The sequence below is a fragment of the Stutzerimonas sp. FeSN7 genome (assembly GCF_030263795.1).
Classification (GTDB): domain Bacteria; phylum Pseudomonadota; class Gammaproteobacteria; order Pseudomonadales; family Pseudomonadaceae; genus Stutzerimonas; species Stutzerimonas stutzeri.
Genome location: NZ_JARPMN010000001.1, coordinates 1201771 through 1225527, shown reverse-complemented (window position 1 = coordinate 1225527; position 23757 = coordinate 1201771). Strand labels below are relative to the sequence as shown.

Annotated in this window: 18 protein-coding genes; 4 read left to right on the top strand and 14 right to left on the bottom strand. The window is 65.1% G+C overall.

Annotated features, from left to right (window positions below; translation table 11 throughout):
• Window positions 1-87: 87 nt before the first annotated feature.
• Window positions 88-1098 (bottom strand): zinc-dependent alcohol dehydrogenase family protein, encoded by a 1011-nt coding sequence (locus P5703_RS05580; protein ID WP_014597272.1) that lies wholly within the window; start codon window positions 1096-1098, stop codon window positions 88-90.
• A gap of 223 nt (window positions 1099-1321) precedes the next feature.
• Between P5703_RS05580 and P5703_RS05575 the strand changes: the two genes are divergently transcribed.
• Window positions 1322-2842, top strand: a complete 1521-nt coding sequence (locus tag P5703_RS05575) for a hypothetical protein (RefSeq protein WP_053527361.1) — start codon at window positions 1322-1324, stop codon at window positions 2840-2842.
• 6 nt (window positions 2843-2848) lie between these two features.
• On the opposite strand, the gene P5703_RS05570 is transcribed toward P5703_RS05575, so the two are convergent.
• From P5703_RS05570 to P5703_RS05535, 8 genes are all read right to left on the bottom strand, one after another.
• Window positions 2849-3376, bottom strand: coding sequence for an AAA-type ATPase lid domain-containing protein (locus tag P5703_RS05570; protein WP_255222875.1), 528 nt, complete (start codon window positions 3374-3376; stop codon window positions 2849-2851).
• A 15-nt stretch (window positions 3377-3391) separates the two neighbouring features.
• A complete protein-coding gene (locus P5703_RS05565) occupies window positions 3392-4879 on the bottom strand; it encodes a SulP family inorganic anion transporter (protein WP_013983506.1) in 1488 nt (495 codons plus the stop codon).
• Window positions 4880-5258: 379 nt separating this feature from the next.
• Window positions 5259-6320 (bottom strand): hypothetical protein, encoded by a 1062-nt coding sequence (locus P5703_RS05560; RefSeq protein ID WP_279641247.1) that lies wholly within the window; start codon window positions 6318-6320, stop codon window positions 5259-5261.
• A 3-nt stretch (window positions 6321-6323) separates the two neighbouring features.
• Window positions 6324-6572, bottom strand: coding sequence for an acyl carrier protein (locus tag P5703_RS05555; RefSeq protein ID WP_011913978.1), 249 nt, complete (start codon window positions 6570-6572; stop codon window positions 6324-6326).
• Window positions 6569-8470 (bottom strand): HAD-IIIC family phosphatase, encoded by a 1902-nt coding sequence (locus P5703_RS05550; RefSeq protein WP_011913979.1) that lies wholly within the window; start codon window positions 8468-8470, stop codon window positions 6569-6571. Before P5703_RS05550 ends, P5703_RS05555 begins: the two co-directional genes overlap by 4 nt.
• A 20-nt stretch (window positions 8471-8490) precedes the next feature.
• Entirely contained in the window at window positions 8491-10029 is a 1539-nt protein-coding gene (locus P5703_RS05545; protein WP_061373271.1) for an MBOAT family O-acyltransferase, read from the bottom strand.
• A 263-nt stretch (window positions 10030-10292) separates the two neighbouring features.
• The gene (gene rfbD, locus P5703_RS05540) at window positions 10293-11201 is read right to left on the bottom strand and encodes a dTDP-4-dehydrorhamnose reductase (protein WP_279641246.1); all 909 of its coding nucleotides are present in this window, start codon (window positions 11199-11201) and stop codon (window positions 10293-10295) included.
• Window positions 11202-11688: 487 nt separating this feature from the next.
• A complete protein-coding gene (locus P5703_RS05535) occupies window positions 11689-12318 on the bottom strand; it encodes a LysE family translocator (RefSeq protein ID WP_013983511.1) in 630 nt (209 codons plus the stop codon).
• A 398-nt stretch (window positions 12319-12716) separates the two neighbouring features.
• On the opposite strand from P5703_RS05535, the gene P5703_RS05530 reads away from it, so the two are divergent.
• Window positions 12717-14804: a hybrid sensor histidine kinase/response regulator gene (locus P5703_RS05530; RefSeq protein ID WP_181090749.1), complete on the top strand. Its 2088-nt coding sequence runs from the start codon at window positions 12717-12719 to the stop codon at window positions 14802-14804.
• Window positions 14805-14810: 6 nt separating this feature from the next.
• Here P5703_RS05530 and P5703_RS05525 read toward each other — a convergent pair whose 3' ends face one another.
• On the bottom strand, window positions 14811-15512 hold the full coding sequence (locus P5703_RS05525) for an SDR family NAD(P)-dependent oxidoreductase (RefSeq protein WP_279641245.1): 702 nt from the start codon (window positions 15510-15512) through the stop codon (window positions 14811-14813).
• A 17-nt stretch (window positions 15513-15529) separates the two neighbouring features.
• Window positions 15530-16837, bottom strand: a complete 1308-nt coding sequence (locus P5703_RS05520) for an ABC1 kinase family protein (RefSeq protein WP_279641244.1) — start codon at window positions 16835-16837, stop codon at window positions 15530-15532.
• A 435-nt stretch (window positions 16838-17272) separates the two neighbouring features.
• Between P5703_RS05520 and P5703_RS05515 the strand changes: the two genes are divergently transcribed.
• The gene (locus P5703_RS05515; RefSeq protein ID WP_044314446.1) at window positions 17273-18799 is read left to right on the top strand and encodes an ATPase domain-containing protein; all 1527 of its coding nucleotides are present in this window, start codon (window positions 17273-17275) and stop codon (window positions 18797-18799) included.
• A gap of 82 nt (window positions 18800-18881) precedes the next feature.
• Window positions 18882-20468 carry an ATP-binding protein gene (locus P5703_RS05510; RefSeq protein WP_279641256.1) on the top strand — a complete coding sequence of 529 codons (1587 nt, stop codon included), beginning with the start codon at window positions 18882-18884 and terminating at the stop codon, window positions 20466-20468.
• Between the two features lie 36 nt (window positions 20469-20504).
• Here the strand turns inward: P5703_RS05510 and P5703_RS05505 are convergent, their stop codons facing one another.
• Genes P5703_RS05505 through P5703_RS05495 form a run of 3 tightly spaced genes read right to left on the bottom strand, consistent with a single transcriptional unit; the run spans window position 20505 to window position 23673 of the window.
• A complete protein-coding gene (locus tag P5703_RS05505; RefSeq protein WP_013983516.1) occupies window positions 20505-20720 on the bottom strand; it encodes a KTSC domain-containing protein in 216 nt (71 codons plus the stop codon).
• Window positions 20717-22522, bottom strand: coding sequence for an ABC transporter ATP-binding protein (locus P5703_RS05500; RefSeq protein WP_125870026.1), 1806 nt, complete (start codon window positions 22520-22522; stop codon window positions 20717-20719). The genes P5703_RS05505 and P5703_RS05500 overlap by 4 nt, the downstream gene beginning before the upstream one ends.
• On the bottom strand, window positions 22519-23673 hold the full coding sequence (locus tag P5703_RS05495; RefSeq protein WP_279641243.1) for a glycoside hydrolase family 1 protein: 1155 nt from the start codon (window positions 23671-23673) through the stop codon (window positions 22519-22521). Before P5703_RS05495 ends, P5703_RS05500 begins: the two co-directional genes overlap by 4 nt.
• Window positions 23674-23757: the final 84 nt, after the last annotated feature.

The window sequence follows — 23757 nt, the reverse complement described above, 5'->3', positions numbered from 1 at the left end:
CGCCCCGACATCGCTCGGAGCGGGCACTTATCCAACATAGACGACCGTGATGCCGCCGTACCGCTTGGCCGCCGCACGGCAGCGGCGTCAGAACTCCAGGCAGATCTTGCCGAAGTGCTGGTTGCTCTCCTGGTAACGGAACGCCTCGACGATCTCGTCCAGCGCAAACCGCTTGTCGATCACCGGACGGATGCCATTGGCATCGATGGCACGGATCATTTCCTGCTGCTGCGTGCGGCTGCCCACCAGCACGCCCTGCAAGCGCAACTGACGCACCAGTGCCGGCACCAGCTGCAGCTCGCCAGCAATGCCGGTAAGAATGCCGATCACCGAGATATGCCCGCCGATGCGCGCCGCAACCATCGACTGCGCCAGCGTCGCCGGCCCGCCGACCTCGATCACATGGTCCACGCCGCGGCCATCGGTCAGCTCGCGCACCGTCTCGCCCCAGGCGGGTGTCGTTCGGTAGTTGATCAGGTGGTCGGCGCCCATCTCCCGCAGGCGCTCCAGCTTGGCGTCGCTGGACGAGGTGGCGATGACCGTGGCGCCGGCCATCTTGGCGAACTGCAGGGCGAAGATCGACACGCCGCCGGTACCCTGGATCAACACGCTGTCGCCGGGCTTGAGCTTGCCGTCGGCCATCAGCGCACGCCAGGCAGTGAGGCCGGCGGTGGTCAGGGTCGACGCCTCGGCATGACTGTAGCCCTTGGGCGCATGGGTGAACGAGGTGGCGCGGGCGGTGACCATTTCGCGGGCATAGCCATCGACACCGTCGCCCGGCACCGTGGCGAAGCCTTCCACCAGCGGCTCGCCGGCCAGCCAGTCGGGGAAGAAGGTGCTGACTACCGCGTCGCCAACGGCAAATTCAGTCACGCCGGAACCCACCGCCACCACTTCACCGGCGCCATCGGCCATGGGAATGCGCGGCTCGCTGGGTCCCCACATGCCGCTCACCACCGCGAAGTCGTGGTAGTTCAACGAGTTGGCGCGCAGCCGCACGGTGATCTCGCCGGCCTCGGGCCGGGCGGCCTCGCTGGTGCCGACGATGACCCGCTCATAACCGCCGCCGGGCTGTACGAATATGGCTTTGTGGCTCATGAACACTTCTCCGCTACGGGTTGACCTGCCAGGGCAGCGGCCAGCATCGGCATCGTTCGAGTCATCGAAGCCGCCCCGGGAATGGCGGACAGCATAGCCAATCCTGCATCGGCATGACCGCCACGAACTTACCTCGATTGCCATCGTCGAAAGCGCGTCCACCCTGCTACGGCTCGCCCGACGCAGCCTCAGCAGACGATCCAGTGCCGCCCCGGAACCGCCCATGCCCGAGCTCCAACGCCTCCGCCATTCCACAGCCCTGCGCCTGGCCATTGCCGCGGCGCTGATGAGCATCACCGCACCCTGCTTCGCCGAAGTCACCGAGAGTCAGCTCGCCGAGCGAGATGCCGAGAACAAGCGGGTGACCGCCGAGCTCATGGCCAAGCCCAACGAGCTGACCCAGCCGCTGCAGAGCAAGTACAACCACATCATCACCTACGGGCAGTCGCTGGCCTCCGCCGCCGAGGGCTGGCCGGCGCTGTCCGTCGCGCCACGCTACGACAACCTCATGCTCGGTCAGTCGCCACGCTCGGCGGCGTTCAGCGGCGCGGCGTTCAAGCCGGTGGGCGAAGCAGCCTTCACCCCGCTGCGTGCCGTGGTGCAGCAGAAGAGCAACGCGGCCGTGGTGCTCGATGCAGAGAAGGTCGGCAAGCTCGCGCCGCAGGCGCAGGAGGAAGGCGAATCGGTGGAAGTCGGCGCGCTGAACATGGCACGTCGGCTCTATCTGCATCACCTCGGCCGCGACACCGATCCGGAACACCTGTTCGTCGCCAGCAACGCCTCGACCTCGGGTCGCTCCATCGCCCAGCTCTCGAAAACCGGCGGCACCAACGAATACCTGCGCGTGACCCAGGCCGTCGATCAGGCCAAGGCGCTGGCCGACGCGCAACAGGCCAGTTACAGCATCAGCGCATTCTTCTGGCTGCAGGGCGAGTACGACTATTCCCATACCAATGGCGGCAAGAACGATCAGGCGTACTACAAGGCCAAGCTGCGCCAGCTGCGCGACGACCTCTATGCCGACACCGCCAAGGCCATCGCCGGGCAGGAAAAGATGCCGGCCTTCTTCAGCTACCAGACCGACGCCAAATCCTCGGTCAAGGACGGTTCGCTCGCGGTCGGCATGGCGCAATGGGAACTGGCTCAGGAAGAGCCCGGCTGGTACCTGGTCGGGCCGGTCTACCCCTACACCGACAAGGGCGTGCACCTGTCGGCCAACGGTTACCGCTGGTTCGGCCAGATGCTCGGCAAGGTCTATCACCACGTCGTCATCGAGCGTAAGGAATGGGTGCCCCTGTCGCCCCGTCAGGCCACACTGGACGGCCGCGACGTACTGATCGACTTCCACGTGCCGCACCCGCCGCTGGCGTTCGACCAGCCTTACATCGGCCACGAGGCCCGCGACGTGAAGAACAAGGGCTTCATGCTGCAGGACGACCAGGGCGAGGTGCCCATCGCTGCCGTGGAGATCGTGGCCGACACCATCGTCCGCCTGCGCGCCGATCGCGAACTCAGCGGCCAACCACGCGTCAGCTATGCCGGCTACCAGGTGGGCGGCGCCGGCCAGCTACGCGACAGCGATCCCATGCGTGCCGATGCGACCTACGAATACCTCAAGGACCTGATGCCCGCCGAAGCGAACATCAAGGCCCTGGTGCACCAGCCCTACCCGTTGCAGAACTGGAGCATCGCCTTCGATATCGAGGTGGCGGGCCAACCGGGCACCGAGCCCGCGGCGCGCTGACTCACGTCAGATCGGCGCCTCGATCCCCAGCAGGCGCATGCGGCAGTACATCGTCGGCCGTGACACGCCGAGTTCGCGCGCCGCGGCACTGACGTTCCAGCGATGGCGACGCATCGTCTCGCGCAAGGCCGCGGCCGACTCGGGTTCCGGCTCCGACTCGGCTTGCCGGCTGCGGGCGAGAATGCGCGGCAGGCATTCATCCGGCAGATCCTGCACGGTGATCTCGTCCCCCTCGCAGGTCGCCAGCGCGTACTGCAGCACGTTGCGCAGCTCGCGAATGTTGCCCGGCCAGGGATACGCCAGCAGCGCGCTGATCGCATCGCCACGCAGGTGCGGATTGCCCGGTCGCCCCTCGGCCAACTCGGCAAAGACGCGGTCGATCAGGAACGCCTTGTCCGCCCGCTCACGTAACGGCGGCAGCTTCAGCGACGCGCCATTCAGCCGGTAGAACAGGTCCTCGCGAAACGCCCCGCTCTCCACCATCTGCCGCAGGTCACGGTGGCTGCCTAATAGCCGGCACCGGTATTCCCGCAGCGGTGCCGGCTCGGCTCAGTGACCTATCAACTCGTCGGCGCTGTGGGGTTTGTCGTGCACGCCGAATCTGTCGACGATGGTGGCGCTGGCTTCGTTAAGACCCAGCACGTCCACTTCGGTGCCTTCCCGGCGCAGCTTGATCACCACTTTGTCCAGTGCAGCGACCGCGGTGATGTCCCAGAAATGCGCGCGGCGCAAGTCGATCGTGACCTTGGCGATCGCCTCCTTGAAATCGAACGCGTTGATGAATTTGTCCGCCGAACTGAAGAACACCTGGCCGGCAACGGTATACGTACGGTGATCCGCCGCTTCATTCAATTCGGAACTCACCGAGAGGTAGTGGCCAACCTTGTTGGCGAAAAACAACGCGGCCAGTAACACGCCAACCAGAACGCCATAGGCCAGGTTATGAGTGAACACAACCACGACCACCGTGGCGACCATCACGATATTGGTCGACAGCGGATACCGACGCAGGTTGCGCACCGAGTCCCAGCTGAAGGTGCCGATGGATACCATGATCATCACCGCCACCAGCGCGGCCATGGGGATCTGCCCGACCCAATCGCTCAGGAAGACAACCAGCAACAGCAGCACAACACCGGCGACCAGCGTGGACAGACGCGTGCGCCCACCCGACTTCACGTTGATCACCGACTGTCCGATCATGGCGCAGCCAGCCATGCCGCCCAGCATGCCCGCTGCGATGTTGGCGACGCCTTGCCCCTTGCACTCGCGATTCTTGTCGCTGGTGGTATCGGTCAGGTCATCGACGATGGTCGCGGTCATCAGCGACTCCAGCAGGCCGACCACGGCCAGCGCCGCTGAGTAAGGGAAGATGATGGCCAGCGTTTCAAGGTTGAGCGGCACGTCCGGCCAGAGGAAAACCGGCAGCGTATCGGGCAGCTCGCCCATGTCGGCGACGGTGCGGATGTCCAGGCCGAAGTACATGGCTACCGCCGTCATGCTGAGGATGCACACCAGCGGCGACGGAATGACCTTTCCGAGCTTTGGCACGTACGGGAACAGGTAGATGATGGCCAGGCCCGCGGCCGTCATGGCGTAAACGTGCCAGGTGACGTTCGTCAGCTCCGGTAGCTGGGCCATGAAGATAAGGATCGCCAGCGCATTGACGAAGCCGGTCACCACCGAGCGCGAGACGAAGCGCATCAGCGAGCCGAGCCGCAGGTAGCCGGCGATGATCTGCAGCACCCCGCACAACAGCGTGGCGGCCAGGAGGTATTCCAGACCGTGGTTCTTTACCAGCGTGACCATCAGCAGGGCCATCGCCCCGGTGGCTGCTGAAATCATGCCTGGGCGGCCGCCGACAAAGGCTATTACCACGGCGATGCAGAAGGACGCGTACAGCCCGACCTTCGGGTCCACGCCTGCGATGATGGAGAAGGCAATGGCTTCCGGAATCAGGGCCAACGCAACGACGAGACCAGACAGCACGTCACCACGGATATTTGAGAGCCAGTTGTGTTTGATCGATTGCAACATTGGTAAATCCGAGGCAAGGGACGCAACCGCACCATGCAAAGTGGCGTTCAGAACGCGTCGTGTTCGAGATATAGGCATGACTGACGGCCGCACGGGCGCGGTCGGATCGCTGCAGCAGCGAGGCGAGTCAGCCGCGATGGGCCGAATCGAATGGTGGGGCGTTTCGCTATGGCGGCGTAGGCAGCCAGGCAGAGCGGGTCGGAACGTTCATACGGTCGGTACGTCGGTCGGAATTGCAAAGGGCGCGGACCATACCACAGCACGCACGCCCGATGCGACCTGACGACCGGCGGCTCCGTGCCACATACGGCAGGACGAGCAACTGGCCGGACTCGTTCCGTTACTCATCTCCGACCTCGCGACGTTTGCCGAGGTTTGCTCAGGGCGCACCGTACACGCCGCTGCCAGCCAGTACCGACTCGCCAAGCCGTGCCTGTTCGGCTTCGCGCAGCTGGTCGGCCAATGCCTCGGAAAAGTCATGAACGGCGGACCAGCGAAGGTGAATCGCATCGACGAACGCACCGGGCGGCGCTACCCACTCTCGATCGGCATTCCAGTACTTTGCGCCACCGTGTCCGCCAATGGCCGCGCTCAGTTTGGTATCGAAACGGGCGAGGAAGTGGCCGTCGGCATCGTACTTGACCTTCCACTGCGGATGCAGCGGCGTGGACACCACCAGCAGCTGCCGCTGCTCCTGTCGAAGCCGTTCGGACAGCCGTCCAAGCGCTGCGAAGCAGCTATTGTCCAGCGGGTCGGGCTCGCCATAGAAAAGGCCTCGATCGGCGCGCGGCTCCAATGGTCCGTCGCCGTGTCGCGTGAATACCAGCGGGTCCCATTCGATCTCGTTGGCGCGTTGAGCCTTGATTGTCCGGGCGTTGCGCAACAGCGAACGCGGCGAGAAATAGCGCATGTAATAGCCCCAGCGCGAGGCCTGCTGATAGACATAGTGGTCGGCATCTTCCCGGTCGAAGACCGCGTCCGGCACCTTCCAGCAGCCGGCGAAGTCCAGCAGGTCGACGATCATCACCACCTGACGAATGCTCGGTTGGCGATCCAGCAACCAGTCGGCGACATAGGCAGACTGGTTTGCATGCAGGCCACAGAAGGCGCCGTTGAACGGACGCAGCTCCGGGGCGCTCGACCTGAGCACGTCACCGTCGACATGACGCCAGGCGACTGATGAACCGATGACCAGCAGGTTGGGCTGATCGATCGGGTTGTGCCGGAGGAAACGCAGCTTTTCATCCACGCACAGGCTGTTGGAGAAAGCCGGCGGTGGCAGGTTGTCACTGTGGTGCAGCCATGCGAGCAGTGCGGCAAAGGCGCCGAGCATTGCGAACAGCCCAGCGAACACCCCCAGCAGATAGCTGGCTCGCACCTGTTGCCGTTCAGCTCCGGTCCGGGCGGCGCCGCCCCGGCCGCTATCGACAGTTGCGCTCATGGCTCAACGCCCCCCGAGCTTGCTCTGGATCAGTTGCACGAAATGGCCGACGTTCTTCAGCGACTCCAGCTCAGCAGTGCGGAACTTGATGCCGAAGCGTTGCTCGGCGGCCACGATCAGCAGGACATGGGCCTGGCTGTCCCAGCCATCGATGTCGTCGGCCGTGGTTTCGGCCGTGAGGACGATGTCGTCATCGTCGAACACGTCGTGAAAAACCTGGGTCAGCGCCTGGAGAATTTCCTTTTCGTTCATGCTTGCACCTGGATGTGGTGGTTTATGGATAGGCGTGACGCCAGCTCGCAGCGCCAGAAACTGGCATCGGGGGTTGCGTTATCGGGGGCTGAGCGCTGCTCGAAGCCCAGTCGCGGATAGTGCTCGGCGACCATGCCGTTGCGTTCGGTGGGGCGGTATTCGCCAACCAGGGCACGCCAGCCGGCAGCCGCGGCTGCATCGGCCAGCACGTCCAGCACCGCCGACTCGACTTGGCGGCCCAGCACGCGACAGCTCATCAGCCAGCTGTCGATCAGCAGTTCGTCAGCCTCGATGGCTGCATCCGGTCGCGCCAGCACCACGCTGATCAGGCCGCTATCGCCGAACTTGTCCTCCAGCCGCAGGGCCAGCGCAATGGCTTGCCGATCGCTGGCCATGCGCTCGACTTCGGCTTCGGTATAACGGCGGGTGGTGAGATTGAACTGGTTGGTCTTGTTGATCAGCTGCGTGGCGCGGGCCAGCTCTGCACTGCCGATGCGGCTGACGCGCAGCACCATCTGCAACCCGCGCAGGTAGCCGTCCATGTCCGTGGCCTGGCTCTGCGCGGCCTTGCGTTCGGCATTAAGCGCATAGCTGCGGCCACGCTCGGCGTCGTCGGAGGTAAAGGACACAGCTTCGAAATAGCCCGCGGCGGCTATCCGCGCGGGGTAATCGGCAACGTCGTCGGGCAGTTCCGGCACAGCGACTTCCGGCAGCTCGCGGCGCACGATGTCGCGTTCGGCGGGGTTGTCGTCGACGAATACCAGGCTGTCCAGGCCGATATCCAGCATGCTCGCGATGCGCCGCAGGTTGCCGGCCTTGTCTTCCCAGTTGGCGACGAAAGCTGCGACATCGCTGCGCTTCAATGCCATCTCCGGATGCGCGAACGCCGCCTCGGCGATGTGCAGGTCGTTCTTGCTGCATACCGCGAGAATCACCCCGCGGCGCGCCAGTTGCGCGGCATAACGCTGAAAGGCGAGAAACGCCTCGCCGCTGGGGCTGCCCTGGCCGAGCTGGATACCGTCGATACCGTCATCACCGATCACACCGCCCCACAGGGTGTTGTCCAGATCGAGCACGAGGCACTTGTGCGACAGCCCCGCAGTGGCGGCCGCTATCCGTGCCAGATGATCGCCGTAAAGCGGGGCCAAGGCCGGGCTGACCAGCTGCTTGGCCTGGTACCAGCGCACCGGGTCGGCCAGGCCGTCGCCATAAGCGGCTGCGTGCCACGCCAAATCGAGCAGCAGCACGCCATCCTCGCGGGCAGCGCCGCGGATAGCCGCATTCAAGCGTTCGATGACTGCCCGCGGCGAAGCCGGCACCAGTGCTTCGTAAGAGCCGAACAATGGCGGCGCGACCGGCACCAGGGTTTGCTGCACCACCTGCGCGGCGTAGCGCTCGCGGGCCCGGCGCCAAAGGAGGCGCAGCTCGTCGACGCGCTCTGCGACGGCGGCATCCACCTCCGCCTGGCCTGCGTGCAAGGGCAGTTGCAGCGGCGCGTCATGGGCGTCCAGCGCCAGTACCAGCAGTTGGGGGGAGAAGGCGTTCAGCGCCGGGTCATCGGCCAGCAGCGCCTGGCGGTACATGCCGTAAGGCGCAACGTGCAGCGACAGCGCCAGGCGCCGCTGCAGGCCGGCCATGCGAATGGTCGGCAGCAGGTGGTCCACCGTATGCGAGGCGAGCAGCGCCACGCGCAGCGGCGTCAGTCGTGCCGCCGCTGCATGCTGCTCGATGCCGGCGGTGGCCAGCTTGTCCAGCCGTGCGGTCAGCGTGAAGTCACGCTGGTATGCCGCCAGCCGAGCGGCTTCGTTTAGCCGCTGCAGTGGGTCGTCGATGCGCTTGGCCTGGCCGATTGCGCTGGCCAGGTCAGGGTGCGGCGGTAGCCAGGAGAGTTGTTGCATGCCGGGACTCCTTGTCGTGGTCAGAACTGGAAGTAGAGAAATTCGGTCGGCGCCATGGAAAAGGCGATCGCCAGGGCGAAGAAACCGAGCACACCTACCGCCATGCCGTGGATTGCCGATGGACGCCAGGCGCTGACTGGCAGCAGCCGTTCAGTCCAATGAAGCTGGGCCTGATAGTTGAGTGCTGTGCGGAAGTGGCCCATCCACTGCTGCACGTTGGGCATGCCCCAGACGAACGCCAGCAGCGCGGCGATATAGGCGAAGTCCGATCGGTCCATGTGCACGCTGTCCGGGCTCAAACCGAGCATGCCTTGGAGGACCGCCAGCGCGGCCGGCACGTCGGCGGCGCGGAAGAACACCATCGCCACCACCACGCACTGGAAGGTCACCAGCACGGCCAGCGCCTGATGCCACCAGACCTCGCTGTCCAGCTTCCAGCCCTGGCGTACTTTCCAGGCGCGCCAGCCATGGGCGACCACCAGGTAGAAGCCATGTAGCAGGCCGAACACCACGAATTGCCAGCCGGCGCCGTGCCAGATGCCGGAGATGAACATGGTGAATACTGTCGGATAGGCGACCAGCGCGAGGAAGGTGCCAAGTGTCATCTTGCCGCGGCGCGGCTGCGGCTTGCCGGCTGCCATACGGGCACGGGTCACGCGCAGCACAATGGGGTTGTAGAGGTAGGCGGTGAGAAAGCGCGTCAGCGTCATATGCCAGCGCGACCAGTAGTCGATGACGTTGCGCGCCTTGAACGGGCTGTTGAAGTTGGCCGGCAGGCTGATGCCGAACAGCAGCGCAAGCCCGATGGCCATGTCGCTGTAGCCAGAGAAGTCGAAATAGATCTGCAGCGTGTAGGTCAGCGCGCCGGTCCATGCGTCGTAGAACGCCGGGACGGTGCCGTCGGCGGCCAGGCTGAAGACCGGCGTGGCTTTCAGCGCGAGGGTATCGGCGATCACCACCTTCTTGAACAGGCCGAGCAAAAACACCGTGGCGCCCAGCGACAGGTTGTCGATGCGCGCGCGGAAGCTGTCGCGGTCGTTGAACTGCGCAAGCATCTCACCGTGGTGGGTGATCGGTCCGGCGATCAGCTGCGGGAAGAAGCTGATGAATAGGCAATAGTTGGCGAAGTCGTGTTCTTCCACTACGCCATCATGGGCGTCGACCAGGTAGGCAATCTGCTGGAAGGTGAAGAACGAAATGGCCAGCGGCAGGATGATGTCCTCGACGCGCCAGCCCAGTTCCAGCGCGGCGTCCAGGGTGCTGAAGAGAAAGCCGGTGTACTTGTAATAGACAAGCAGCAGCGCATTGGCAGCCACTGCCAATGCCAGGATACGGCGCGACGGGTGCCGGCGCAGGTAGCCGCCGAGGAGGTAGTTGAACAGCATGCTGCCGACCAGCAGCGGGACGTAGACCGGATTCCACCAGCCGTAGAACACCAGCGAGACGACCGTTAGCCAGATCACCGCCAACCGTTGTCGGCCCGATCCGGTCAGCAAGAAGAATCCGAGCAGCACCACCGGAAGAAAACCGGCAATGAATTCCATTGAATTGAAAAGCATCGTCCCTACTCCCTGCTCAGCGTTCGTGCATCGCTGCTCAGGCCGCCATTCGGCGGAGGCGGATCATCGCCAAGGGTCCGTGCACTTCGGTCGCGGCACCAGCATCCATCAGGTGTCGCGGCATCCTCGGTCCATCAGCGGATGCTCGCCCGGCGACGGCATTACCCGTCCCCCATGAGCTCCTTATGAGTCCGACTTGAACGTGTAAGAAAAAGTTTCAGGAAATCATGACCGTTCAGCGGCGCGATCTGAGCGGTCACTCACTATGCCGAAACTGCCTCATCGAACAGGCCACACGGGCTTTTCAAAGCGTCGATGACTGCCTCCAGATCCACGGACCACAGCGCAGGGGGGATGCCGAAAGCCTCCGTAAAACGACTGCAATCCAGCACGGACCAAGCCGGACGTTTCGCTGGGGTTGGATAGGCTTCGGTAGCGATAGGCGTCAATCGAGGTGGGTGCCGGACGATCCCCGCGCGGACCGCTTGCTCAAAAATGGCTTGGGCAAATTCGAACCATGAGCAAGCAGGCTGGCTGCTGTAGTGATAAAGCCCCCACGGAAGCTTGCCGTCTGCCTGATAACGCAATGCGAGGTCGAGCAAAACCGACGCTATCCGATCCGCACTGGTCGGACAGCCAACTTGATCATCGACGACGCGTAATTCCGTTTCACCTGCCAGGCGCAGCATCGTTTTCACGAAGTTGCTTCCATGCCTGCCGAACACCCAGCTGGTTCTTAAGATCAAGTGCTTTTCAAACTGCTGAACCTGGAGCTCCCCGGCCCGTTTGCTTGCACCATAAACGCTAATAGGGTTCGTTTGATCGCTCTCGACATAGGGTCGCGCCAGTACTCCGTCGAAGACGTAGTCTGTCGAAAGATGAAAGAGTGGAATACCGTGGCGCTGCGCTTCCTTGGCCAACTGAAGGGCACCGTCTCGGTTAATGCGATATGCCGCCTCGACCTGTTCCTCCGCGGCATCTACGGCGGTGTACGCGGCGGCGTTGATGATCAGGTCCGGATTCGCCGATTTCACTGCATTCGCAACGGATCGAGGACAACTGACATCAAGTTCCGCTCTACCGAGACCTATTACGTGCAATCCCCTTTTGGCCCCTTCCTCGACCAAACTGCGCCCGACCTGACCTTTACTTCCTGTAATTAAAATCTTCATTAGCCATATCCTTAAGCGAGTCGGCGTCTAGCGAGCATGGGCGATTCATCCCGACGAACAAATCGCGGAACAGTGATTCAAGGGAAATGGCCAACTTCCAGCGTAGAAACGACTGGACCACGATGCCGTGTGGCACCGCGCACCCAATCGATGGGATCGACCTGTGGCGATATTCGAGGCTGCACCGTTGGGAGCCGGGCAACTGGTCTGGTTCACGATTCACCTCCATGTACTCGCGAAAGGCAGCTCCGTACCGACGCTCGGAATTGGCCTCGAGGCGCCGGCGCATGGGCTGTAAGACTTTCGTTCTACATGCCTGGTTCCCTGGTCCAGGCCGCCACCCAAGCCTGATCAACGAAAGCAAAGGCGTGCCACCTAGCAGCGTTCTTCCTAGACGCACCAGTTCGATGGCGCTGTGCAGCGTGACGTTGCGTTTCCTAAACCGTTCTCCAGCCCCAGAGCGCGGAAGCGGAGCTTTTCGCGCTCCCTACGGTCCGCTCGAAGCCGCCAGCCTCACCCCGAACCCCACCAGCACTCCACCGGTCAGCCGGTCCAGCGCCCGGGTCAGCGCGGGACGGCGCAGCAGTCTGCCGAGCGGGATCGTTGCCGCGATCAGGATGGCGAACCAGGCCAGGGTCAGCAGTACATGCAGGCCGGCCAGGAAGAACGAATAGGCGGCCACATCCGCGCCGAGCGGGACGAACTGGGGCAGGAAGGTGACGTAGAACACGCCCACCTTGGGGTTGAGCAGGTTGGTCAGCAGGCCGCGCCAGAAGGCCTGACCCCTCGCTGCAGAAGGCGCCTCGAGCGTGCCCGCGTCGAACGAGGCGCGAGGTTTGAACAGCAGATGCGAGCCGAGCCAGATCAGGTAGGCGGCGCCAGCGAACTTGACCAGGGTATAGCCAAGTTCCGAGGCCTGCAGCAGCGCGCCGAGCCCGAGCGAGACCGCCACCCCCCATGCCAGGCAACCCAGACAGATACCCGCCGCGGCCAATACCGCCTGCCGCCGCCCTTCCAGCGTGGCCGTCCGCAGCACGATGGCCGTGTCCACACCCGGCGTGACGGTCAGCAGGGACGCGGCTGCGATAAAGGCAAGCATCAGCGGCAGATCGATCATCGGAAGCGCTCCTGTCGTCTCGTAGCCCATCTGACCGGCCAGATGCCGCGGGTCGCCGGGCTGACGTGCGTTGTAGCAGACAGGCGAGTCCGCAGCCAATTCGACGTGGTCGCGCGTGGCACGCTGCACCGGATCGACAGACCCGCAGACGTCCAGAACACGTTCGGGCCGTCTAGCGGCCCTTTGGCGCAGGCTCCTATCTCCCACCGGCGTTCACCGATACCATGCCGTGCTCAAGCGGGTGACCATGCAGCTCCTGGGAACACTCTCGCTTGTCGGCAGTCCGCCCAAGGACGGACCTGCTTTCGCACTGCCCGACACCGGCAGCCGCGTCGAGCCATGTCCGATCGATCGGGAGCCCTGATCGGACCACCAACCAGACAAGGCGCACGTTACAGATGGCAGGCGAAACTGCGGAAGCAAAGCGAATCGTTCTCGGCATGCGCGACAGCGACAAACGGCGCGAGCTCGCCGCGCTGCTGACGGCCGACGGCTACAGCGTCGGCCTTTGCACTGACCAGACGAGCCTGGCACAGCGCATCGACGAAACGGTCGACGTCGTGATGCTCGCCGACGAGCTGGCGGCGGGGCCGTTGGATAACCTCAGCGCCGCGCTCGGGCAACTGCCGGCCGGCGGAGCCATTCCGTTCATCCTGCTGGGCTCCGGCACCGAGCCCCATGCTGTGCTCCGTGCCCGCCTCCCGTCGGAGATCAGCGACTTCGTGGTACTCGAAGAGCCGGCCGGGCCCGCCACGCTGCTCAGCTGCCTGGCCACCTGCATACAGCTGCATCGGGAGCGGCTCGCCCGGCAGCGACAGAAGTCCGCCCAAGTCGATGAGCGAGCCCGCTTCGAGCGACTGATCGAGAACCTTCCGGTCGGGGTCTGCTTCATCGATACCGACGGCAATACACTGCTCAGCAACCCCAAGTACGACGAGTACGTGCCGAACCGGAAGATACCTTCGGCGGCGCCCGACCGGGCCCGGCGCTGGGTAGGCCTGGACAGCCACGGGCAGGTCATACCGCCGAGCCAGTACGTCGGTGCCCGTGCCCTGCGCGGCGAGCAGGTAAATGACCAGGACTACCGGTACTACCCCGAAAACGGCGGCGAACGCTGGCTGCGCCTGAGCGGCGTGCCCCTCTATGACAACACCGAGCAGCCGATGGGCGCGGCGGTAGTGATCATCGACGTCGATGCCGAGAGGCGCAGCGAGGAGATGCTGCGCGAGTTCAATCAGCAGCTCGAGCAGGAGGTCGAGCTGCGAACCCAGGCACTGCAGCAGGCGCTCGACCAACTGACCGTCGAAGTCCAGGAGCGCAGCCGAGCAGAGGAACAACTGCGCCACTCTCAGAAGATGGACGCCGTCGGCCAGCTTACCGGCGGCATCGCACACGACTTCAACAACATGCTGACTGGCATCATCGGTGCGCTGGATCTGATTCGCCTGCGCCTGGATACCGGTCGCCATGACGACCTGCCGCGGTATCTCGATGCGGCACATGGCTCGGCGCAGCGCGCCGCCTCCCTGACCCAGCGCCTGCTGGCCTTCTCCCGCCGCCAGCCTTTGCAGACCCGGCCGACCGCGGTCAATCCGCTGATCCGCTCGCTTGCCGAGCTGTTGCAGCGCAGCCTGGGCGAAACCATCCGCTTCGAGCTGGCTATCGACGAGGCCGCCGGGCTCGCCCTGGTCGACCCCAGCCAGATGGAAAACGCCCTGCTCAACCTGACGTTCAATGCCCGGGATGCCATGCCGGACGGCGGCACATTGCGCATCGAGACGCAGCGCCTGGAATTGCCAGCGGAGCAGGCCACCCGCCACGGCGTGCAGGCCGGCGAATACCTGTGCGTGCGCGTCATCGACACCGGAATTGGCATCCCAGCGGCCCTGGTGGACAAGGTGTTCGAGCCTTTCTTCACGACCAAGCCCCTCGGCGAAGGTACCGGGCTCGGCTTGTCGATGGTCTACGGCTTCGTCCGCCAGAGCGGCGGCTTCATCACCATCGACAGCTGCCAGGGCAAGGGGACCCGCGTCGCCCTGCACATGCCAGCGGCGCCTGCCGACGCGCGGGAAGAATCGGCCGCGGCAACGAGCCGCGTTCCCGGTGCAGGGGGCGGGCGCACGGTACTGTTGGTCGAGGACGACGACACCGTGCGGCCGCTGCTGCAGAGCGCGCTCGAGGATTTCGGCTACCGTGTGCACCTGGCCGCCGACAGTCAGAGCGCCCTGGAAGTCGCCGCACAGCTCGATTCGCTCGACCTGCTGCTGACCGATGTCGGCCTGCCGGGGCTCAACGGCCGCCAGCTCGCCGAAATGCTTCAGCAACGGCACCCTGGACTGCCGGTGGTGCTGATCACCGGCTACGCCGAACAGGCCGCGACCCGCCTCGACTGCCTGGCCCCCGGCATGCAACTCATGACCAAACCCTTCTCGCTCGAACTGCTGGCCGAAACCGTAGCCCGCGCAATCGCCACCCCGGTTGGCTGAGAGGCCCTACCACGGCAGCACTTCTGCGCTGTACGCATGGAACCCGCCACTCGCCTCGGGCCCCAGGCTGTCGATGACCCTGAGCAGATCCTGCGCGGCATCCGCGGGCGGACGGCCAATTTCGGCGCCACGGAAGGGTCGGGACAGGTCCGAGTTCACCGTGCCCGGATGCAGCGCCAGCAGCACCGCATTCGGTTGGCTACGGCGCACCTCGATGGAAGCAGTCTTGATCAGCATGTTCAGCGCGGCCTTGGAGGCGCGGTAGCTGTACCAGCCGCCGAGGCGGTTATCGCCGATGCTGCCGACCTTGGCCGAGAGCATGGCGAGCACGCCGCGCTGGCGGTCGAGCAGCCCGCTGAAGTGACGCAGCAGCATGGCCGGGCCGAAGGTGTTGATCTGGAAGGTGGCGAGCAGCTGTGCCTGGTCGAGATCGGCCAGGCGCTTCTCCGGCATGAATTCGGCACCGTGCAGCACGCCGGCGGCGTTGATGATCAGATGAAACGGCCCCTGCCCCACCACGCTGGCCGCGGCTTGTTCGATGCTGGAGGGATCGGCCAGGTCGAGCGCCGGCTCGGACGAGCGACTCAGCGCAATGACCAAGGCGCAGTGCGGATCGCTGCGCAAGGCATCGACCAATGCGGCGCCGATGCCACCGGATGCGCCGATGACCAGCGCACGAAACCCTTCGGGGAATGATTCCAACGGCATGACGATCTCCAGCAGATTTACGGTCGACGGTCGCCGGCTGCGCTGCGCCAGCGTTCGATATGTTCGGCGAGCAGGTCGGCGATGGGCAGGCAGGCGCCGAGCCGGTAGAGGTTCCAGTAGTGGCCTTCCAGAGTGCGATTGATCAGCAAAGTGCCGGAGGCCGGTTGCAGGCTGCCGAGCGCGGACATCATCAGCGGGAACAGCTCGGACAGCCGTTGATGCAGCGCCGCTTCGCGGAAGTCCCACTGCGCGCCGGGTTGCAGCAGCGGGTGCAGCATCAGGTGAATGCGTCGGTACAGCCCGTGCGGCGGCGTGCTTCCCGGCTGGCGCCCGCCTAGGGCCTGAAAGCCAGGCTCCAGCGCCTCGCTGGAGGTGCCACGCAGTGCTTCGAATATCTGCACGTAGCCGGCCAGCAAGCGCGGTTCCAGGCGCAGTACGCTGCCGAAATCGTAGACCACCAGCTCGCCGGATTCGGTCCAGGCGAGGTTGCCGGGATGCGGATCGGTATGCAGCCGTTGCAGACCGAATGCCTGCTCGGCCAGCCATTCGCAGAGGGTTTCGGCCAGGCGCTGGCGCACCTCCGCCGGGGCCTGTTCGACCTCGGCCATGGAGCGGCCCGGCAGGTCTTCCAGCACCAGCACACCGGGCCGGCAGAGTTCGCCCGCAGCAAAGGGAATGCGGATGCCCGGCCAGTTGCTGAAGTGCTCGCGGAAGGCTTCGAGGTTGGCGCGCTCGGCCTCGTAGTCGAGTTCCTCGGCAATGGCCCGTTGCAGCTCGATATACACCGCATCGAGACGCGCGGGCGGCGTGCCGAACAGTCGCCCGAGCGGCATCAAGCGGCGTAGTTGGCGCAGATCGGCATCGCAGATGGCGCGGATGCCAGGGTACTGGACCTTCATGATCAGCGCCCTGCCCTGCCGATCCCGAGCGCGGTGGACCTGGCCCAGCGAGGCCGCCGCCGCGGGCTCCGGCTCGATGGACTCGAACAGTTCGTACAGCTTGCCGTCGTAGACGCGCTGCAGATTGGCTTGCAGCGCATCGAATGGCAGCGAGGGCACCTGGTTCTGCAAGCTCGCCAGCGCCGCGCTGATCGGTTCGGGCAGCAGGTCCTGCCATTGCGAGGCCTGCTGACCGAGCTTCAGCACCGGGCCCTTCATCTGCCCAAGCGCATCACCGAGCAGTTCACCGACCAGCACCCAGTCGATACGCGCCTTGCCTGGCGTGATGCGCTGCACCAGCAGGTTGCCGGCAATGCGCGCGCCGGTGCCGCCCAGTTGCAGAAAGCGGCCCAGTGCCGAAGCCGACGGACGAGAGAATCGAGACATGCAGGCGACCCGCGAAGGCAAAGGCTGATCATGGGGCAGCCCGGCCCATGATCCAAGGTTCAATGGTTGCAGTCTGTTGCGCAGCGGAGGGGTTCGAAGTAGCTCCAAGGGCAACGAGCGAAGCGGCCGGGGGGACCGCGCAGCAGATGTTCGCGCCGCCTGGAGAGCGCGCTGCAGCGGAGGTGCCGAGCACATTCATGCGGAACGGGCAGGCGGCTGGCGAGTCGGATTAAATGACTGCGCCCCTCGAACGTCGACCGCCAAACGCGCAATTTTCGGCACATCAGAAGCGCATCAGGCGACGATTCGAGCGGCATTCAGCCCGACCTGCCCACCAGGCGAGAAACGGGCCTGTTCCCCTCCGCCTCCGTCCTGATATGGACATGCAGGAGTGGGAACGAAGCACGCAGCGGCGCCTGCGTTAAGGAGAACGGAATGACCGATTTCACTAATCTTTCCTTCCAACCAGACGATGAACCCCCTCGCATTTCCACTGGCAGCGAGGGGCTGGATGACATTCTCGGCGGCGGCCTCGACCCCAACCGCATGTACCTGTACGAAGGTAGCCCGGGCTCGGGCAAGACCACCATTGCGCTGCAGTTCCTGCTCGAAGGGGTCCGCCAGGGCGAGCGCGTTCTCTATGTAACCCTCTCGGAAACCAAGGACGAACTGGAGCTGGTCGCCAAGCGGCACGGCTGGTCCCTCGACGGTATCGATGTGTTCGAGCTGGTCACGCCGGAGACCAGCCTGGACCCGGACCTGGAACTGACGGTGCTGCACCCCGTGGAGATGGAGCTGAGTGAAACCACGCAGCAGGTGTTCAATCGGGTCACCGAAACCAATCCGAGTCGCGTGATCTTCGACAGCCTCTCGGAAATGCGCCTGCTGGCGCAAAGCCCTCTGCGCTACCGCCGGCAGGTGTTGGCGCTCAAGCATTTCTTCACCACCCGCAACTGCACGGTGATCCTGCTCGACGACCAGACTTCGGAAGTGGGCGACCTGCAACTGCATTCCATCTCCCACGGCGTGGTCATGTTGGAGCAGGTGGCAATCGACTACGGTGCCGAGCGCAGGCGTCTGCGGGTGATCAAGATGCGTGGCATCCAGTTTCGCGGCGGTTACCACGACTTCGCCATCCGCAAGGGCGGCCTGCGCATCTATCCCCGGCTCATCGCCGCCGAGCACCACTCGTCCTTCTCCGGTGAGCTGGCCTCGTCCGGTAATCCGGCACTGGACAAGATGCTGGGTGGCGGCCTGGAACGCGGCACCAACGCGCTGCTGGTCGGCGCTGCCGGCGTGGGCAAATCCTCGCTGGCCTTGAGCTATGCGGTCGCGGCGTGCAAACGCGGCGAGCAGGTCGCCTTCTTCGTCTTTGACGAAAACATCGCCACGCTGCTGGCGCGCGGGCGGGCGCTGGGGCTGCCCATGGAACCGTGGATCGAACAGGGGCTGCTGCATCTGCAGCAGGTCGACCCGGCCGAGCTGTCGCCCGGCGAGTTCACCGCCGCGGTCCGCCAGAGCGTAGAGGTGCGGGGGGCCGGCCTGGTGATTCTGGACAGCCTCAACGGCTATCTGCACGCGATGCCTGATGGCCGATTCCTGATTCTGCAGATGCACGAGCTGTTGAGTTATCTGGGCCAGAAAGGCGTGATCAGCATCATGGTGCTCGCCCAGCATGGCCTGGTCGGCCCAATGGATACGCCTGTGGATATCAGCTATCTCAGCGATGCGGTTATCATGCAGCGCTACTTCGAGCATGCCGGCGTCGTTCGCCGGGCGTTGTCAGTGGTGAAAAAGCGCAGCGGACGGCATGAAAACACCGTCCGTGAGTACCGCCTCAGTAGCGCCGGCCTCGAGGTCGGGCCGCCGCTCAGCCACTTCAGCGGCATCCTATCGGGCACACCGGAATACACCGGTGATGCGACTCAGCTACTGACAGACGAGCATGACGACGCCCACTAAACGAGAAGGCCCCATCGTAGTCGTCTATGCCCCCATCGGCCGGGACGGTCCCGCCTCGGCCGAACTGCTCAGCCGCAGCGGCATGGACGCCGTTGTCTGCCACAGTGTCGATGAGGTGCTACGTCGCGCAGAAACCGATGCCGACGCCGTTTTCATCGCCGAAGAAGGCCTCTTCGGTCAGGACCTCCAAGCACTGGCCACATGGGTGGATCAGCAACCGGCGTGGTCCGACTTTCCATTCGTGGTGCTCACCAGCAAGCATCAGCAACCGGCCGTGGCCGCCTGGCGCCAGCGCATGGTCGCCGCGCTGCGCAACGTCTCGCTGCTGGAACGTCCGGTGCAGAGCATTACCCTCACCAGTGCCATGAAGGCGGCGCTGCGCGGGCGGCATCGCCAGTACGAGGTGCGCGCGCTGCTCGAAGCGCGCGAACGCGCCTCGCACGAGCTCGAAGCGCTGGTGGTCGAACGGACCAGCGAGCTGGAAAAGGCCAACCAGGAACTGCGCACGCAGATGGCCGAACGCACCCGTATCGAGGAGACCCTGCGCCAGGCGCAGAAAATCGAGGCCATCGGCCAGCTCACCGGCGGCATCGCCCATGACTTCAACAACCTGCTGATGGTGATTTCCGGCGGGCTAGACATGCTCGACCGCCGTGCCGATCCCGCACGCCGCGAACGCCTGATGGCCGGCATGCGCCAGGCGGCCCAGCGCGGCACATCCCTCACCCGCCAGCTGTTGGCCTTCTCCCGGCGCCAGTCGCTGGCGCCGGAATCCGTCGACCTGGTGCTGCGCATCGGGCGGATGCGCGAGCTGCTCGACCGCAGCTTGAGCGGCGACGTGCACGTGCAGGTGCAGTTCGCCCCGGACCTGTGGCCCGTGGAAGTCGATCCGGGCGAGCTGGAGCTGGTGATTCTCAACCTCGCGGTCAACGCCCGCGACGCCATGCCCGATGGCGGCTCGATCCTGATCGAGGCACGCAATGCGCCGGATGAACCGGTCATGGGCCTGCGCGGCGACTTCGTCCGCCTCGCGGTCATCGACGACGGCACCGGTATCCCGGAGGACGTCCGCGCACGGGTGTTCGATCCCTTCTTCACCACCAAGGAAATCGGCAAGGGCTCGGGGCTCGGCCTGGCCCAGGTCTACGGCTTCGCCCGGCAATCGGGCGGCACCGTCTGGATCGAAAGCGAATGCGGGCGCGGCACCAGCGTGATCATGCTGCTGCCGCGTTCGGCGCGTGTGCCCGAGCAGCCCGCCGAGGATGAACGCGCCGCCGACGATGCCGCCGACCCTTCCCTCGGCAGCGTGCTGCTGGTGGATGACGACGAGGAAGTGGCCGCGCTGGTGGGCGAGATGCTCGAGCACCTGGGGTACCGCGTCAGCCACGCCGACAGTGCCACCGCTGCGCTGAATGCGCTGGCCAACGGCTGCAAGGTGGACGTCGTGTTCTCCGACGTGATGATGCCAGGTGGCATGAATGGCGTTGAACTGGCCAGGGAGATTCGAGTGCGCGCCCTGGGCGTTCCGGTGCTGCTCACCAGCGGCTATGCCGAGGCCGCTCAGCAATCGGCTGCGGCCGAGGGGGTGAACGTGCTGGCCAAGCCCTATCGGCTCGAAGACCTGGCCGCCTCGCTGCACGACGCGATCGAGGGCGCGAAGGACGTCTAGATTGCCCTTCCGACCCTGACTGAAGCGGGTGGTGGCTCAGTCGATTCGCCGATAGCGATAGTGCTGCGGCTTGAATACCTGATTGAAATGCCGGCCCAGCGAGTCGGCCTCCAGCAACGCCTGCACCACCTCGGGCGGAACCGCCTCGTAGCGATACAGCGCACCGCTGCTGAATTCCACCTCCAGTATCTGCTGCTCGGGGTCGTAGCCCAGCGAGCGCAGGCTGCTCGACTGCAAGGCGACGCGCTTCATGGCCCGCTTGCGGTATCACGGTTGAAGCCCTCGGCCTGCATGCGCCAGAGCGCATCGAACTCGCCGCCGCGGCGGCGCAGCTCCTGTGGCGGGCCGTCCTCGACGATGCGACCGTCGCGCAGCACGATGATGCGGTCGAAGCTCGACAGCGTCGACAGGCGATGTGCCACGGCCACCACCGTCCGGTTGTGCACCAGGTTGTCCAGCGCGGCCTGGATCTCGGCCTCGGACTGAGTATCGAGCGCCGAAGTGGCCTCGTCGAGGATGAGAATCGGCGCATCCTTGAGGAAGGCCCGAGCGATACCCAAGCGCTGGCGCTGGCCGCCCGAGAGCATCACCCCACGCTCGCCGACCAGGGTGTCGTAACCCTGCGGCAGCTCACGGATGAAGCTGTCGCAGAATGCCCGGCGGGCGGCCTGGACCACTTCTTCGTCCGAGGCGTCAGGGCGGCCGTAGCGGATGTTCTCGCGGATGCTGCGATTGAACAGCGCGGTTTCCTGCGGCACCACGGCGATCTTCTCGCGCAGGCTGTCCTGGCTGACGCTGCGGATGTCCTGGCCGTCGAGCAGGATGCGGCCGTGCTGCACATCGTCCAGCCGCTGGATGAGATGGATCAGGGTCGATTTACCCGCCCCCGAGGAGCCCACCACGCCTACCTTCTGCCCGGCCGGGATATGCAGATCGAGCTGCTCGAACACCATGCCGCGCTCGGGATAACCGAAGCCGACCCCCTCGAAGGTGATGTCGCCTTCGGCGAGCATCAGCTGGGTATCGGTGTCCTCCAGACCGTGGGGCTGGACGATGATGCGCAGGGTGTCGTCGATGGCGCCGAGCTGCTGGGTGGCATCCACCAAAGCCAGCGCCAGGTCACGCGAGCCGTGCAGGATACGGAAGGTCAACGCGCTGACCAGCACGACGTCACCGGCGGTCACCGAACCGCCGATCCACAGCTGGATCGCCCAGATCAGCATGCCGCCGGCCATCACAGACAGGCAGATGTCATGCATCACACGGGCCTTTTCCAGGTACATCCAGCTGCGTCGCTGGGCACGGGCCTCGTAACCGATCTCATGGGCCAGGCGTTCGGCCTCGCGATCCCGGGCGGAAAAGGCCTTGATCGTCCAGACATTCGACACCGCGTCCACCAGCTCGCCGCCGACCCGCGCCGATTGCGCCGCGAAACGCTGATGCTTGCTGCGTCCGCGGATACCGAAGCCGGTGATCAGCGCCGCGACGATGGCGACGAAGACGATCAGCGCCACCGCCATCTGCCAGCCGACGGTGAACAGCACCACCACGGCGCCGAGGAAGTCGACGATCGGCGGCACGATCTTCCACGCCAGCCCGCCATAGATCGAACCGGCCGCGGCCCCGAGGGCGGAGATGCGATTGCCCAGCGAGCCGGCGAAATGCTCGGTGAAATAGCGCATCGGGTGGCCGGTCAGGTGCTTGAACAGGTCGACGCGGATGTCCACCACGCTGGCCACCACGGTACGGCAACCAAGCCAGCCGCCTAGGCGCCAGAACACGTTCTCGGTGACGATCAGGCCGATGAACAGCCCCAACGGCCACCAGACGTTGGCCGAACCGCGATCCGAGGTGCCCTGCGCCATCGCATCGACCAGCAGCTTCATGCCGTACTGCACGGCCACCGCGCAGCTCGCCGCGCCGACGATCAGTGCCAGCAGGCCGCCGAAATGCCAGGGCCGCGCGCAGATGTAATGCCAGAGAAACGCCACCGGACGACTGGGCAACGGCAGCTCGTCGGCCTTTGCTTGGGGCACGGCGGCCGCCTGGTTCATGTCATCACTGCGGCGAGTTGCGGGGCCGGATTCGACTGGCTGAAGCGCGCCTGTTGCAGGCGCAGCTCATCGGCCAGCCCCTGGTGTACGCAGCGCCGGCCGCTTTCGTCGGCAAAACCGAGCAGGCCAACCGGACAGTGTCGCTCGTCCGCCCAGCCCGGATAGTCCAGCACCGGATACAGGCAGATGCCCTCCACCGGCACACCGGCCTGCATCGCCAGGCCCGCCTGCTCGCTGACATAGCGCAGCCAGTCGCCGCGCAGGTCGCCCTCGGCGCCGGTCTCGGCAATCAGCAGGGGGCGCTGGTAGCGCTGATGGATCTCGCGCAGGATGCCCTTGAACGGTCGGTAATCCGGGCTGTCCCGCTCGATGGTGCGGCCATCGCCGTGGTACCACTGGTTATCCGAGTAGTAGTTGACGCCGATGATGTCGAGGTACTCCGGCGCACCGCCGAGCCCCGGCCATTGTTCGCCGCAGAGCATGTCCCAGGCCTCGAACTGCGCCTGGCGAAAGCGCTCGGCGTCGCGCTGCGGGCCTGGCCGGTCGTTGCCAGCAACCACATGAATGGCCGGATCGACCTGGACGAAGCGCGCCCGTGGCTCGACAGCGCGGATTGCCTGCATCGCCGCGATGGTGGCGCGCACCAGCTGGTGCTTGAGTTCGAAGCCACGGCCGCGAGCCATGGGATTGAAATAGGCCTCGTCGCCACCGGCCCAGGCCCAGAAGGAAATCTCGTTGAGCGGCGCATAGAACGGCACCTCGTTAGTCTCGTCCTTGATCAGCTGCGCTGCCGCCGCGGCGTAGCGGGCAAAGCGCTCGACGAACTGCGGGCGCCAGATGTCAATGTCGTCCGGCCAGCCGTAATGGCACAGATCCCAGATTACCTGGGTGCCCTGGCGCTGCGCCGCCTGCAGCATGGGCAGGAAGCTGGACCAGTCGTACTGCCCCGGCTGGCGCTCGATCAGGTGCCAGCGCAGACCGTCGCGCACGCTGTGCAGGCCATAACGATGCAGCTCGGCATAGTCGTGTGCGGCCCAGCGGTCATGGCCGGTCGCAGCGATCAGGTCGAGCCGGCGGCCGTCGCTGCGGCGATGGTTCGAGCACTCGAAACCACCGAGAAAGAAACTCTTGAATACAGAGGGGTGGTGCATCGTTTACCTCTTGGATGACGCCAGCGACCGCAGCGTTAACCGCGCGGCCCGTGCCCGAGCGCACGCGCCTCGGGCTCTTGCATA

Bases quoted from the DNA above. Each gene is read 5' to 3' on its own strand.
- P5703_RS05580 (WP_014597272.1), bottom strand. From the start codon at position 1,098: ATGAGCCACAAAGCCATATTCGTACAGCCCGGCGGCGGTTATGAGCGG.
- P5703_RS05575 (WP_053527361.1), top strand. From the start codon at position 1,322: ATGCCCGAGCTCCAACGCCTCCGCCATTCCACAGCCCTGCGCCTGGCC.
- P5703_RS05565 (WP_013983506.1), bottom strand. From the start codon at position 4,879: ATGTTGCAATCGATCAAACACAACTGGCTCTCAAATATCCGTGGTGAC.
- P5703_RS05560 (WP_279641247.1), bottom strand. From the start codon at position 6,320: ATGAGCGCAACTGTCGATAGCGGCCGGGGCGGCGCCGCCCGGACCGGA.
- P5703_RS05555 (WP_011913978.1), bottom strand. From the start codon at position 6,572: ATGAACGAAAAGGAAATTCTCCAGGCGCTGACCCAGGTTTTTCACGAC.
- P5703_RS05550 (WP_011913979.1), bottom strand. From the start codon at position 8,470: ATGCAACAACTCTCCTGGCTACCGCCGCACCCTGACCTGGCCAGCGCA.
- P5703_RS05545 (WP_061373271.1), bottom strand. From the start codon at position 10,029: ATGCTTTTCAATTCAATGGAATTCATTGCCGGTTTTCTTCCGGTGGTG.
- rfbD (WP_279641246.1), bottom strand. From the start codon at position 11,201: ATGAAGATTTTAATTACAGGAAGTAAAGGTCAGGTCGGGCGCAGTTTG.
- P5703_RS05535 (WP_013983511.1), bottom strand. From the start codon at position 12,318: ATGATCGATCTGCCGCTGATGCTTGCCTTTATCGCAGCCGCGTCCCTG.
- P5703_RS05530 (WP_181090749.1), top strand. From the start codon at position 12,717: ATGGCAGGCGAAACTGCGGAAGCAAAGCGAATCGTTCTCGGCATGCGC.
- P5703_RS05525 (WP_279641245.1), bottom strand. From the start codon at position 15,512: ATGCCGTTGGAATCATTCCCCGAAGGGTTTCGTGCGCTGGTCATCGGC.
- P5703_RS05520 (WP_279641244.1), bottom strand. From the start codon at position 16,837: ATGTCTCGATTCTCTCGTCCGTCGGCTTCGGCACTGGGCCGCTTTCTG.
- P5703_RS05515 (WP_044314446.1), top strand. From the start codon at position 17,273: ATGACCGATTTCACTAATCTTTCCTTCCAACCAGACGATGAACCCCCT.
- P5703_RS05510 (WP_279641256.1), top strand. From the start codon at position 18,882: ATGGACGCCGTTGTCTGCCACAGTGTCGATGAGGTGCTACGTCGCGCA.
- P5703_RS05505 (WP_013983516.1), bottom strand. From the start codon at position 20,720: ATGAAGCGCGTCGCCTTGCAGTCGAGCAGCCTGCGCTCGCTGGGCTAC.
- P5703_RS05500 (WP_125870026.1), bottom strand. From the start codon at position 22,522: ATGAACCAGGCGGCCGCCGTGCCCCAAGCAAAGGCCGACGAGCTGCCG.
- P5703_RS05495 (WP_279641243.1), bottom strand. From the start codon at position 23,673: ATGCACCACCCCTCTGTATTCAAGAGTTTCTTTCTCGGTGGTTTCGAG.